This window comes from Leucobacter coleopterorum (assembly GCF_011382985.1).
Taxonomy (GTDB): domain Bacteria; phylum Actinomycetota; class Actinomycetes; order Actinomycetales; family Microbacteriaceae; genus Leucobacter; species Leucobacter coleopterorum.
Map to the genome: position 1 here is coordinate 278,159 of NZ_CP049933.1, position 12,742 is coordinate 290,900.

General features: G+C 62.2%; 10 protein-coding genes and 2 pseudogenes. 11 read left to right on the forward strand and 1 reads right to left on the reverse strand.

Annotation, left to right across the window (positions count from 1 at the left end; all coding sequences use genetic code 11):
* Positions 1 to 219: 219 nt before the first annotated feature.
* The 7 genes and pseudogenes from G7066_RS01335 (at position 220) to G7066_RS01365 (ending at position 8,696) form a co-directional block, all read left to right on the forward strand.
* Complete coding sequence (locus G7066_RS01335; protein ID WP_166328459.1) at positions 220 to 309, forward strand: potassium-transporting ATPase subunit F; 90 nt, start codon at positions 220 to 222, stop codon at positions 307 to 309.
* Positions 309 to 1,982 carry a potassium-transporting ATPase subunit KdpA gene (gene kdpA / locus G7066_RS01340; protein ID WP_166328461.1) on the forward strand — a complete coding sequence of 558 codons (1,674 nt, stop codon included), beginning with the start codon at positions 309 to 311 and terminating at the stop codon, positions 1,980 to 1,982. The genes G7066_RS01335 and kdpA overlap by 1 nt, the downstream gene beginning before the upstream one ends.
* Before the next feature lie 2 nt (positions 1,983 to 1,984).
* Positions 1,985 to 4,183, forward strand: a complete 2,199-nt coding sequence (gene kdpB, locus G7066_RS01345) for a potassium-transporting ATPase subunit KdpB (protein ID WP_166328463.1) — start codon at positions 1,985 to 1,987, stop codon at positions 4,181 to 4,183.
* A gap of 22 nt (positions 4,184 to 4,205) precedes the next feature.
* A pseudogene (kdpC, locus tag G7066_RS01350) lies at positions 4,206 to 4,804 on the forward strand (potassium-transporting ATPase subunit KdpC).
* 2 nt (positions 4,805 to 4,806) lie between these two features.
* A pseudogene (locus tag G7066_RS01355) lies at positions 4,807 to 7,328 on the forward strand (DUF4118 domain-containing protein).
* Positions 7,324 to 8,046, forward strand: coding sequence for a response regulator (locus G7066_RS01360; protein WP_166331845.1), 723 nt, complete (start codon positions 7,324 to 7,326; stop codon positions 8,044 to 8,046). Before G7066_RS01355 ends, G7066_RS01360 begins: the two are co-directional and overlap by 5 nt.
* Positions 8,047 to 8,075: 29 nt before the next feature.
* Positions 8,076 to 8,696 (forward strand): GNAT family N-acetyltransferase, encoded by a 621-nt coding sequence (locus G7066_RS01365; RefSeq protein WP_166328467.1) that lies wholly within the window; start codon positions 8,076 to 8,078, stop codon positions 8,694 to 8,696.
* 65 nt (positions 8,697 to 8,761) lie between these two features.
* Here G7066_RS01365 and G7066_RS01370 read toward each other — a convergent pair whose 3' ends face one another.
* A complete protein-coding gene (locus tag G7066_RS01370) occupies positions 8,762 to 9,433 on the reverse strand; it encodes a fasciclin domain-containing protein (protein WP_166328469.1) in 672 nt (223 codons plus the stop codon).
* A gap of 189 nt (positions 9,434 to 9,622) precedes the next feature.
* On the opposite strand from G7066_RS01370, the gene G7066_RS15470 reads away from it, so the two are divergent.
* The 4 genes from G7066_RS15470 to G7066_RS01385 are packed head-to-tail and all read left to right on the forward strand — an operon-like array spanning position 9,623 to position 12,740.
* A complete protein-coding gene (locus G7066_RS15470) occupies positions 9,623 to 10,483 on the forward strand; it encodes a cytochrome c biogenesis CcdA family protein (protein ID WP_244303141.1) in 861 nt (286 codons plus the stop codon).
* Complete coding sequence (locus G7066_RS15475) at positions 10,426 to 11,340, forward strand: thioredoxin family protein (protein ID WP_244303142.1); 915 nt, start codon at positions 10,426 to 10,428, stop codon at positions 11,338 to 11,340. The genes G7066_RS15470 and G7066_RS15475 overlap by 58 nt, the downstream gene beginning before the upstream one ends.
* A gap of 42 nt (positions 11,341 to 11,382) precedes the next feature.
* Entirely contained in the window at positions 11,383 to 11,982 is a 600-nt protein-coding gene (gene sigK, locus G7066_RS01380; protein WP_205881489.1) for an ECF RNA polymerase sigma factor SigK, read from the forward strand.
* Positions 11,979 to 12,740, forward strand: a complete 762-nt coding sequence (locus G7066_RS01385; protein WP_166328471.1) for an anti-sigma factor — start codon at positions 11,979 to 11,981, stop codon at positions 12,738 to 12,740. The genes sigK and G7066_RS01385 overlap by 4 nt, the downstream gene beginning before the upstream one ends.
* Positions 12,741 to 12,742 lie beyond the last annotated feature (2 nt).

Here is a 12,742-nt window from a genome sequence, read left to right on the forward strand (position 1 = left end):
GGATCCCGTTAGCTTTCGGCGTTTGACCGTATGGATACCGTTAGGATCTCTCAATTCACCTCCGCGTAGGGCTAAACCTGATCTTGCACCCCAAAGGGTGTCCGGTGAAAACCGGCGAGTGGTATCGGAGAGACTCAAAGTGTTCGACATCCTGGTTGTAGTTGGCGTGATCGCCCTGTTTGCTGCCATCGGTCTGCTGGCTAAGGCGGTGGAGAAGCTGTGATTGTGTTCGAGGCTGCCGCGGGCGTGCTCGGGATTGGCGCGCTCGTGTACCTGGTAATTGCGCTCGTAAAGCCGGAGAAGTTCTGATGGCATGGCTTCTTGCGATCCTCACCTTCGCTACTGTCGCTCTGATCATCGCGGTCATCTACCGGCCGCTCGGTGATTATCTGGCCTGGGTCTACACCTCTGGCAAAGACTGGTGGATTGAGCGTGGTCTGTACCGGCTCATAGGTGTCGACTTGAAAGCCGAACAGACCTGGCGCGCTTACCTGCGTGGTGTGCTCGCGTTCTCGGTGGTCGGTCTGCTGCTGCTTTATGCGCTGCAGCGGCTACAGCCGTGGCTGCCGTACTCACTCGGCCTGAAAGCCCCCTCGCCCGATCTGGCCTTCAACACGGCCGCCTCGTTCGTCGGTAACACGAACTGGCAGTCTTACGCGCCCGAGACGACCCTTGGCTACACGGTGCAGTTCGCTGGCCTCGCCGTGCAAAACTTCGTTTCGGCAGCCGTCGGGCTGGCCGTGGCAATCGCGCTCGTGCGCGGATTTTCGCTGCGCCGATCCGGCACCATCGGTAACTTCTGGGTCGACCTGACCCGCGGTGCCGTGCGGGTGCTGCTGCCATTGGCAACACTTGCCGCGATCGTGTTCATGATCGGTGGGGTGATCCAGAACTTCAACGGCTTCTCTGACGTCACGACGCTTGCGGGTGGTGCACAGGCTATCCCGGGTGGGCCTGTCGCCTCGCAGGAGGCGATCAAGCTGCTCGGCACAAATGGCGGCGGCTTCTTCAACGCAAACTCGGCCCACCCGTTCGAGAACCCGACGGCCCTCACCAATCTGTTCCAGATGGTGCTCATGCTTGCGATCCCGTTCTCACTGCCGCGAACCCTTGGCAAGATGATCGGCGACAATCGCCAGGGGTACGCGATTCTTGGAGTCATGGCGACGCTCTACACGGCATCGTTTGTGATCCTTACGATTCTCGAATCCGCGGGACTCGGTGCGGCACCGCAACTCGCGGGCGCCGCGATGGAGGGCAAAGAACAGCGCTTCGGCATCCTCGGTTCTACGCTCTTTGCGACGACCAGCACTGCCACCTCGACCGGAGCCGTTAACTCGATGCACGACTCCTACACGGCACTCGGCGGCATGATGCCCATGCTGAACATGATGTTTGGCGAGGTTTCGCCGGGTGGGGTTGGCTCGGGCCTCTATGCGATGCTGATCCTCGCGGTCATCACCGTATTCATTGCGGGCCTGCTGATTGGGCGTACTCCGGAATACCTTGGCAAGCGGCTCGGACCAAAGGAGATCAAGCTTGCGGCGCTCACAATTCTCGTCTCGCCGACTCTTGTGTTGACCGGAACCGCGCTGAGTTTCGCGTTGCCGGGCGTCAGCGAGCAGCTTGCAAAGGTTTCGATCCTCAACCCCGGCATACACGGCATGAGTGAGGCGCTGTACGCCTTTACCTCAGCCGCCAACAACAACGGATCTGCGTTTGCCGGTCTCACCGCGAACACCCCTTGGCTGAATGTCGCGTTGGGAGTGACCATCTTGCTCGGACGCTTCCTACCGATTGTGTTTGCGCTGGCGTTGGCCGGGTCGCTGGCGGCTCAGGATCGTGTGCCAAGCACCGTTGGCACACTGCCAACGCACGGCCCTCTGTTTGTCGGGCTGCTCACCGTGGTCACCGTTTTGGTGAGCGCACTCACGTTTTTTCCCGTTCTGGCGCTGGGTCCACTGGCGGAAGGGCTGCTGTAACCATGTCTCTCACGACTGTTCCGAACACCGAGGCCGACCACGCTGTGCAAGCTGAGCCGGCCGAGCATCACCTCCGCACAAAGCCTGCTTCCCGCGGTCTCTCTTGGCCGCAGATTCGCGCGGCCTTACCCGGTGCCTTCCACAAGCTCAATCCAGGCGAGCAACTGCGCAATCCGGTCATGTTTGTCGTCTGGATCGGGGCGATGCTCACGACGTTGCTCGCGTTGGCGGAGCCGTTTCTGGGCGGCCCTGCCGAATCGGGCGGTACAAAGGTGCCTGGATCGTTCACAGCTGCGATCGCGATCTGGCTGTGGTTGACGGTGCTGTTCGCAAATCTGGCCGAGTCGGTTGCCGAGGGTCGCGGTAAGGCGCAGGCAGAGAGCTTGCGCAAGACGCGCACAAGCACCGTCGCGAACCTGGTCGAAAACTACGACGAGATAGGCGACCCGGCGGTTGAACACGCCACCCTCGCTAGTGTCGCCTCGTCAGAGCTGAGCCTGGGCGACGTTGTCGTGGTGGCGGCGGGCGACCTGATCCCGGGCGACGGCGACATCGTGTGGGGCATTGCCTCAGTTGATGAGTCCGCGATAACGGGTGAGTCTGCACCCGTGGTGCGTGAGTCGGGTGGCGACCGCTCGGCGGTCACCGGCGGCACGCGGGTGCTCTCGGACCGGATTGTGGTGCGGATCACCTCGAAGCCGGGTGAGACCTTCGTTGACCGCATGATCTCGTTGGTCGAGGGTGCGGCACGGCAGAAGACACCGAACGAGATCGCACTCAATATCTTGCTGGCCAGCCTCTCGATCATTTTTGTGGTCGTCGTGCTGACCCTCAATCCGATTGCCTCGTACGCGGCGGCACCAGTGAGTGTGCCGGTGCTCGTGGCGCTGTTGGTTTGCCTAATCCCGACCACTATCGGCGCCTTGCTCAGCGCCATCGGCATCGCGGGTATGGATCGCCTTGTGCAGCGCAACGTGCTCGCAATGTCGGGTCGTGCGGTCGAGGCGGCGGGTGACGTGACAACGCTGTTGCTCGACAAGACCGGCACGATTACGTACGGCAATCGCAGGGCGAGCGATTTCTTGGAGCTGACCGGGGTGGATCGCGATACGCTGATCCGCACGGCGGCGCTTTCCTCGCTTGCCGACCCGACGCCAGAGGGCTTGTCGATCGTTGAGCTCGCAGAGGCGTTGATAACCGAGGGTAGTGGCCTCGCCATTGACCGCGGTGCGGTCGGTGAGATCGTTCCCTTCACTGCTCAAACGCGCATGTCGGGGCTTGATCTGCCTGACGGCACCCAAATTCGAAAGGGCGCGGGATCGGCGGTGGCTGCTTGGCTCGAAGCCGATGGACAAGCGCCATCAGCCGCGCTCTCCGCAGAACTCCAGGAGAAGATCACTGGAATCTCGCAGAGTGGTGGTACCCCACTGACCGTTGCGGTGAAGAACCCCGCGGGCGAGGGGCGGGTGCTCGGAGTCGTTCACCTGAAAGACGTGGTGAAAGAAGGATTGCGCGAGAAGTTCGCCGAGATGCGCGCGATGGGCATTCGCACCGTGATGGTGACGGGTGACAACGCACTTACTGCTTCCGCGATAGCAAAAGAGGCGGGCGTTGATGACTTCCTTGCAGAGGCAACTCCCGAGGACAAGCTCGCATACATTCGCAAAGAGCAAGAGGGGGGCAAGCTCGTCGCTATGACGGGTGACGGCACCAACGACGCTCCTGCCCTGGCGCAGGCCGATGTGGGTGTTGCGATGAACTCCGGCACCTCGGCGGCGAAGGAAGCTGGCAACATGGTCGACCTTGACTCTGATCCCTCGAAGCTTCTTGAAGTGGTGCGCATCGGCAAGCAGTTGCTCATTACGCGCGGATCACTCACCACTTTTTCTATCGCCAACGATCTGGCGAAGTACTTCGCGATCGTGCCCGCAATGTTCATGGGGGTCTTCCCGCAACTCGCTGCTCTGAACCTCATGGGCCTCAACTCACCGGCCTCTGCTGTGCTCTCCGCAATCATCTACAACGCGATTGTGATCGTGTTCCTGATCCCGCTTGCCCTGCGCGGGGTTAAGTATCGCCCGGGTGATGCCTCCAGTATTTTGCGTCGCAACCTGTTGGTCTTTGGCCTTGGTGGCGTCGTCGCCCCGTTCGTCGGTATCTGGTTGATCGACCTCGTTGTTCGCATAATTCCAGGATTCTAAGGAGGACGTCTTGAACACGTCAATGCGGTCCACAAGCCGGACACTCTGGGTAGCGGTTCGTGCCCTGACACTGTTCACTCTGGTGCTCGGTGTCGCCTACACCGTGCTACTGACGGGTGTGGGTCAGTTGCTGTTTCCCGCCCAGGCCAACGGTTCAATGGTGCACGACAAATCGGGAGTGGCGGTGGGATCTTCGCTTATCGGCCAAAGCTTCACCGATGCGGAGGGCGCACCAATTCCGGAGTACTTTCAGATGCGGCCTTCGGCGGGTGGCTACGACGGAAAAGCCTCGGGTGGCAGCAATCTCGGCCCGGAAAACACCGAGCTAATTGAGTCGATTAGGGATCGCAGAGAAGCGATCGCAAATTTTGAGGGGGTGCTCGAGAGCAGGGTGCCGGCCGATGCCGTTACCGCGTCGGCGTCGGGGCTCGATCCCAGCATCAGCACTGAGTACGCCGCGATCCAGGTCGATCGGGTCGCTGAGGCCCGCGGCATCTCAGCCGAACGCGTGCGGCAACTGGTCGAGGCTCACACTAAGGGCCGGAATCTTGGATACTTGGGGAGCGGACAGTAAACGTGCTGGAGCTCAATCTGGCACTTGATGAGCTGACAGAGAGGTAGTCGTGTCGAAACGCGGGCGGTTGCGTGTGCTGCTCGGCGCTGCCCCGGCGTTGGTAAGACCTACACGATGCTCGAGGAGGGGCGCCGCCTCGTTGGGGAGGGCAAAGACGTGGCGATCGCGATCGTGGAGACTCACGGCCGCGCGGCGACCGCAGCGATGACCGAGGGGCTTGAGCGGCTTCCGATGCGTCGTCTCGGCCATCGTGGTATCGAGCTCGAAGAAATGGATCTCGATGCCGTGCTCAGAAGGCACCCGCAGCTGGCGCTCGTTGACGAACTCGCCCACACAAACGCTCCGGGTACCCGCAACGAGAAGCGCTGGCAAGACGTTGAAGAGATGCTTGAAGCGGGCATCAACGTGATCACCACCGTCAATATTCAGCACATCGAGTCGCTCAACGACGTTGTTGAGCGCATCACCGGCATTCCTCAGCGAGAGACCGTGCCCGATGAGGTGCTTCGCAATGCAGACCAGGTTGAGGTCATTGATCTCGCGCCGCAGGCACTGCGTGATCGTCTCTCCGACGGCTATGTCTATCCCGCCGAGCGCATCGATGCGGCGCTCTCCAACTATTTTCGCCTTGGCAACCTGACTGCGCTGCGCGAGCTTGCCCTGGTCTGGCTCGCCGACGAGGTTGACCAGGCGCTCATGCGTTACCGCTCCGAGCACAACATCGACAAGACCTGGGAGGCCAGGGAGCGCGTCGTGGTCTCGCTCGCTGGCGGGCGTGAGGGTGAGACGCTGCTGCGGCGGGCCGCGCGGATCGCGTCGCGCTCCTCGGGTGGCGAGCTGATTGCGGTGCACATCATCAGTCCAGACGGTCTGCGCAGCACGAACCCCGCGGCCGTTGCGGAGCAGCGGCGCCTCGTTGAGCAACTCGGTGGGACTTTCCATCAGGTGGCGGGTGAAGACATCCCCACTGCTCTCGTGGAGTTTGCGCGTTCGGTTAACGCGACGCAGCTCGTGCTGGGTGTGAGCCGGCGCAGCAGGATCGCCGCGCTGCTCACGGGCCCCGGCATCGGTGCCACCGTGATTCGTGAGGCCGGTGACATCGACGTACACATCGTCAATCACGAGGCCGCGGGCGGCGGCAGCCTGCTGCCAAGGATCGGCGGGGCGCTTTCATTGAAGCGTCGCATCGCGGGTTTTCTGCTCGCGCTCTCGGGTGGACCTCTGCTGACCTGGGCTCTGAAAGCCATGCATGTTCCGGAGTCGATCACCTCCGAGGTGCTGAGCTACCAACTGCTCGTGGTAGTTGTGGCACTCATCGGTGGCATCTGGCCAGCGCTCTTCGCCGCGCTGCTCTCGGGCTTCACTCTCGATTACTTCTTCATAGATCCCCGCCACACCATCACCATCAGCGAGCCAAGCCACATGATTGCGGTCGTGCTCTACGTGACAATTGCAATTCTGGTGAGTTTCATCGTGGATCGCGCCGCGCGCCAGACCCGAGTCGCCCGCCGTGCGGCAGCAGAATCTGAGATGCTGCAGACCGTTGCGGGCAGTGTGCTGCGTGGCGAGGAAGCGATTCCGGCGCTGGTGGAGCGTACGCGGGAGTCGTTCGGGTTAGATTACGTGCGCCTTGTGGAGCCGGATCGTACGCTCGCCGAATCGGGCACACCCGCTGCGCCAGCGGTGCCGCCCACCAACACCGTTGACTTGGAGGACGGCGCAACCCTCGAGATGTACGGCTCCGAGTTGCAGGCCTCCGAGCGACGCCTGCTCGCGGTGATCGCTGCTCAACTCAACGCGGCGCTGGAACACAGTGACCTCGAAGACGCGGCCAGCGAGGTCGAACCGCTCGCCGCGAGCGACCGGGTGCGAAGCGCCCTGCTCTCCGCATTGAGCCACGACCTGCGGCGGCCCCTCGCGAGCGCGAGCGCTGCGGTCGGTGGTTTGCTCAGCGCGGGAGCCGCCCTCAGCGAGCGGGATCGCGAGGAGCTCCTCACCACAGCCGACGAGAGCCTGCAGGCCCTCGCCAAGCTGGTCACCGATCTGCTTGACGTGAGCCGTCTACAAGCCGGAGTGCTCGGTATTACCCTGATGCCGGTTGACTGCTCGGGGGTCATCGCAACCGCACTCGATGAGCTGGAGTTCGGGCCGGATCAGGTCGAGATCTCGCTCGACGCTGAGGTGTCGGCGGTCGCGGCCGATCCCGTGCTGCTGCAGCGGGTGATCGTCAATCTGCTGCTGAACGCAGCGAGGCACAGTCCGCCCGACAAACGGCCTCGCATCACCACGAGTGAGTTCGATCACGTGGTCGAGATACGTATCGTTGACCACGGCCCGGGGATTCCGCCCGAGCGGCGCGATGATGCATTTGTGCCGTTCCAGCGCCTTGGTGACACCGATAACTCGACCGGCCTCGGGTTGGGGCTCGCACTTTCTAAGGGGTTTATCGAGGGTATGGGCGGACAATTGCAACCAGAAGACACACCGGGCGGAGGACTTACGATGGTGATAGCGCTGCCCGAGGCAGGAGCGGGTTCGATAGGGGATCGAGGCGATGGAACGGGTGATTAAGATCCTGATCGCGGACGACGATCCGCAGATTCTGCGTGCGCTGAGTATTACCCTCACGGCTAAGGGGTACGAGGTGTTCACCGCGCAAGACGGTGCGGCAGCCGTGTCAATGGCCGTCGACCATCAGCCCGACATCTATCTGCTCGATCTCGGCATGCCGAAGATGGACGGCATGACTGTGATCCAAGGGATTCGTGGATGGACGGCCGCACCGATACTTGTGGTTTCTGGCCGCACCGGGGCAGCCGACAAGGTCGAAGCGCTAGACGTTGGTGCCGATGACTACGTGACGAAACCGTTTTCGATTGAGGAGCTGCTCGCGCGTATTCGAGCTCTCACGAGGCGTGCGCCTCAGCACGAGCCCGACCCCGTGGTGGCTTTTGGAGGGGTATTGGTCGACCTCGCCTCGCACAGTGTGACGCGCATCGACGGTGGCGAGACTCACAACGTGAGGTTGACTCCCACAGAGTGGCACGTGCTAGAACTGCTCCTACGTAACCCGGGCAAGTTGGTGACGCGACAGACTTTGCTCTCGAGCATCTGGGGCACCGACCACGTGAGCGATTCCGGCTATCTGCGGCTCTACATCGCGCAGCTGCGCAAGAAACTTGAGCGAAACCCGAGCGAGCCCGTGCATATCTTGACCGAGGCCGGAATGGGGTACCGGTTGCAGCTGGATGCCGATCCTGCGGAACCCCGGGCTGCGGCGATCACATAAGCCCGAAACTTCGAGGGTAGGATCACCACATGACCGACTTCGTTCTGCCCCAGAATGTTCGCCACCCCGTCGCCACCGACCTGCCCGAGATCGCGCGTGTGCTGACGGAGGCGTTCTTCGATGATCCGGTGTGGGGGCCTACGTTTCCCGATGCCGAGCAGCGTCGCGCGCAGGCAACCGAGTACTGGACCTTCATGGCTGACCAGGGACTGCGCTGGAATGAGTCGCTGGTGGTGGTGGGCGACGACGGCGCGATCCGGGCGCTTGCGATCTGGTTTCCGCCGGGGGAGGACGAGGTCGCGGCCGACTCGCACGACGCCTACGCCGAAATGGTGAAGCGGATTCTGCCGCCAGAACCCGCGCAGGCACTGTTCGATGCGGGTGATGTCTTCGGTGAGGCTCGGCCGAAGAAGCCTCACGCCTATCTCTCGCTGCTCGCGGTTGCTCCCGAGGCCCGCGGCAATGGCGAGGGCATGGGTCTGCTGCGGCTTTCGACCGCGCGCTACGACGCGGCGGGCACCGACACGTATCTTGAGTCGTCGAACCCGGCCAACGATGCGCGCTACGAGCGTGAGGGTTACCAGCCGCAGGGGCAGATCAAGCTGGCTGGCGGGCAGCGAGTGCAAACCTACTGGCGCGACGCACAATAGCGGCAAAACTTCGGGAGGGTGAGTGCGAATCGCACTCACCCTCCTGTGGTTAGTTTGGTTACTGACTACTGCTTTGCCGGTGGCATCAGCACGGTGTCTACGAGGTAGACCGTTGCGTTTGCCGTCTGCACGCCGCCGCAGATCACACTCGCGTCGTTCACCTTGAGCGAGTCACCAGAGCCGGTCACCGTGAGTGTGTTCCCCTCTACGGTCTTGTGGGTTCCCGCGATGTCGGCCGGTTCGATTTGGCCGGGCACCACGTGGTAGGTCAGGATCGAGGTCAGCGTTTTGCTGTCGGTCTTCAGCGAATCGATGGTTGCCGGATCGATCTTGGCGAACGCATCATCGACCGGTGCAAACACCGTGAACTCGCTTCCGTTGAGGGTGTCAACAAGGTTGACGTCGGGGTTCAGCTTGCCACTCACCGCCGTGACCAGGGTCTTCAGCATGGGGTTGTTCGACGCCGCGACTGCGACGGGATCCTGCGACATGCCCATGATGGATCCTGCACCGTCCGGTACTGCTTCGGCGTAGGCGGCGCAGCCGGTCCCGACAAGATTCGCTGCCGGATCGGCAGTGGTCATGCTGTCGCTGTTGTCTGGTGTGGTTGCCTCAGGAGTGGTCTGCTCCTGCTCGGCCGATTTCGACGTGTCCTCCATTGAACAGCCGGTCAAGGCAAACGCGCCAACGAGTGTCAGAGCGAAGGCTGCGGTGAGGGTCTTCCTGGTCGTAAACATGACGTGCTCCTCTTCGAGTGGTCCACCGCGGTGTTCCGCGGTCTGAGAGTGATTCGGAGCCCTCGCGAAAGTGGATGGGAAATTTTTGAAAAGTTTTTTGGATTCAGGATCAAGAGCCGCACCAATCCAAATAACCCCTCGGTTCCGAATAGCTCTGTGATAGCAACACCGGAGGCTCGGAGGAACCAAATGGACACCATTCTGATCGGCCTACTCGGTGGTCTCATCACAGGCATTTCGCCCTGCATTTTGCCGGTGCTACCGGTCATCTTTCTCACCGCGGGCGCACAGTCGGCGGGAGCGGGCAACAAACCCGAGGTGATCGAGGCACCGCGCAGCAGGCCCTACTTCGTGATCGCGGGGCTCGTCACGAGCTTCACCATTGTCACGCTGCTGGGATCCCTCTTGCTCGGGCTGCTGTCACTGCCGCAAGACACAATCCGCTGGGCGGGCGTCGCGGTTCTGCTCATCATCGGCGTTGGAATGCTGTTTCCGCGTTTTGAGCAACTGCTTGAGAAACCGTTCCAGTGGTTGCCGCGGCGCAAGGTCAACGAAAAGGGCAACGGTTTTGGCATGGGCCTCGCTCTCGGCACGGTGTTTGTGCCGTGCGCGGGACCCGTGCTCGCGGCGATTATTGTCGCAGGGGCGACGGGGACCATAGGCGTGGGCACGGTGCTGTTGACCGTTTCGTTTGCGATTGGCGTCGCGATCCCGCTGCTCATCTTTGCCCTCGCGGGCCGCGGGCTGGTCGAGCGCATCAAGTTCTTCCGCAGCAAGGAGCGCGGCATTCGGATCGCCGCCGCCATCGCCATGATAGCGCTGGCCGTGGGGCTCGCGTTTAACGTGCCGCAGGCAATACAGCGCCTCTTGCCCGACTACACCGCGGGGCTGCAGAAAGATCTTGCCTCGAGTGACGCGGGGAGCGGGCACTCAACCTCGGTGGACTCGTCACCGACGAGAACCGCGACCTCGACAAGTGCACCAACGGAGCCGTGGAGCTCGAATCGTGTGGCACCGCGCCGAGCATTAAGGGAATCGACTCGTGGCTGAATACACCAAATGGCGACCCGGTCGATCTGAAGGAACTCAAGGGCAACGTGGTGCTCGTCGACTTCTGGGCGTACTCCTGCATTAACTGCCAGCGCTCGATTCCTCACGTTGTTGCTTGGGACAAGGCCTACCGAGACGCGGGGTTGCGGGTGATCGGTGTGCACTCACCCGAGTACGCGTTCGAAAAGGAGCGGGCGAACGTGGAAGCCGGGGCCAAAGACTTCGGTATCACTTACCCGGTCGCGCTCGACAACACCCTTTCTACCTGGACCAACTATCGCAACCGCTACTGGCCCGCTCACTACCTGATCGACGCAACGGGCACCGTGCGGCACATCTCGTTTGGCGAGGGCAACTACGCGGCGACGGAGAAGATGATTCGAGAACTGTTGAAAGATGCGAACCCCGACGCACGACTGCCAGCAGCGACCGAGGTCGCAGACCGCACCCCAGAGCGGGGCGCGACGACCCCGGAGACCTTCCTCGGATCCTCAAAAGATGTCAACTTTGCTGGGCCAGGACAGTACAGCGCGGGTGAGCGCGAGTATCAACTGCCCGACAACCAGAAGAAAGACACCTTCGCGCTGAGTGGCGACTGGAAAGTGCAGACCCAGTTCGCGAGCCCAGCGAAGCAGGAGGGCACGATCCAGCTGACCTATCATGCCAGCGAGGTGAGGATCGTCGTGGCGGGCGAGGGGTCCCTCGCCGTGAGCCGCGACGGGAAAACGTTGAAAGTGGTGAAGGTGAGTGGCACCCCGCGCTCCTACGAGGTGCTGGCAGGGAACCACGTGACCAAGGGCAACCTGCAAGTGAAGGTGTCACCCGGCCTCCAGGTCTACTCATTTACCTTCGGGTAACAGTCAGGTGTCAAGGGGAGTGAAGGAGGAGGTGGATAGGGCATGCTTATGGAGATGGTTATTGACGGGGTTGAAATACCGGAGGACGGTAGCGGGAGTGATCCTGCTGACGTTGCTCTTGCCCAGTCTGCCTGCGGCGACCGCACCGCCTTTGCCGCACTCTACGACATGATGTCGGGCAGGGTGTTCGGCCTGATCTTGAGGGTGCTCGTTGATCGCTCGCAGAGCGAAGAGGTACTGCAAGAGGTCTTCCTCGAGGTGTGGCAGTCGGCGGCTTCGTTCGATCAGGATCGCGGACACGCACGATCCTGGATCCTTACGATTGCCCATCGCCGCGCTGTCGACCGGGTGCGCTCCGCCACATCACGCGCTCGCCGCGAAGAACAGGTTGGTTTGCAGAATCTGCATTCACCGGTGGCATCGGTTGAAGATCACGTTCAGTTACTCATTGACGGATCGAGGGCCACACGCGCCCTCGACACCCTGCCCGAGGCCCAGCGCCAGACGATCGTGCTCGCATACTTCGGCGGCTACAGCCAGCGCGAGATCTCGGCTCTCGTCGGTGCTCCACTCGGAACCATCAAGACTCGCATGCGTGACGGTCTGTCGCGACTCAGAACAGAAATGGAGGTGGCGCGATGAATCCCCAAGAGTTCCGCGACCTCTCGTCGGGACACGCGCTGCGTGCGCTTTCTCCGGAAGAAGAGCAGACTTTCGGGGCCGCGCTCGCCGCTCACCCCGAGTGGCAACAGATTGTTGACGAAGACCTCGCGGTTGCGGCCGGGCTCGGGCGGAGCCTGCCCGAGGTGCCGCCCCGCCCGGAGCTGCGAGACCAGATTCTCGGAGCGATTGACGCGGTGCCGCAGGTGGTGGCTTCGTTGAGCGAAGGCGGAGCCGATCCTGAGCCTGCCTCGGCTGGCGGTGAGGATCAGCCGACGCCTCGACGCGCCTGGCGTGTGGGTGCGTTTGCGCTCGCCGCCTCGGTGATCCTTTTCACGCTGGTGCTGTTTGGTCCGAACATGCTGGAGTCGTTCGCGCCGAAGGCTCCCGCGATTGTTGCACTGCAAGAGATCGAATCGGCACCCGACGCGGGTTCACAGACCGCGAAGGTGGGGGACGCCACGGCGACTCTGCACTGGTCCGACGCGCAGGGCCGCGCCGTGCTGGTCGCGAAAAACATGGCACCCGCCGAAAAGGGCGAGGACTACGAGTTGTGGATCGTGCGCGGTGAGAAGGCGACCTCGCTTGGCCTCATGCGCCCTTCCGAGGGCGAAGACACGATGTTCGTCACGGACTCGTTCGCCTCAGGTGATGTGGTGGCGGTTACCGTTGAGCCAGCCGGTGGCTCACCCACCGGAAAACCGACCTCCCAGCCAATTCTGGCGATTGCGACGGCTTAAGG

Coding starts and splice junctions, on each gene's coding strand:
- kdpA (WP_166328461.1), top strand. CDS start 309: ATGGCATGGCTTCTTGCGATCCTCACCTTCGCTACTGTCGCTCTGATC.
- kdpB (WP_166328463.1), top strand. CDS start 1,985: ATGTCTCTCACGACTGTTCCGAACACCGAGGCCGACCACGCTGTGCAA.
- G7066_RS01365 (WP_166328467.1), top strand. CDS start 8,076: ATGACCGACTTCGTTCTGCCCCAGAATGTTCGCCACCCCGTCGCCACC.
- G7066_RS01370 (WP_166328469.1), bottom strand. CDS start 9,433: ATGTTTACGACCAGGAAGACCCTCACCGCAGCCTTCGCTCTGACACTC.
- G7066_RS15470 (WP_244303141.1), top strand. CDS start 9,623: ATGGACACCATTCTGATCGGCCTACTCGGTGGTCTCATCACAGGCATT.
- sigK (WP_205881489.1), top strand. CDS start 11,383: ATGCTTATGGAGATGGTTATTGACGGGGTTGAAATACCGGAGGACGGT.
- G7066_RS01385 (WP_166328471.1), top strand. CDS start 11,979: ATGAATCCCCAAGAGTTCCGCGACCTCTCGTCGGGACACGCGCTGCGT.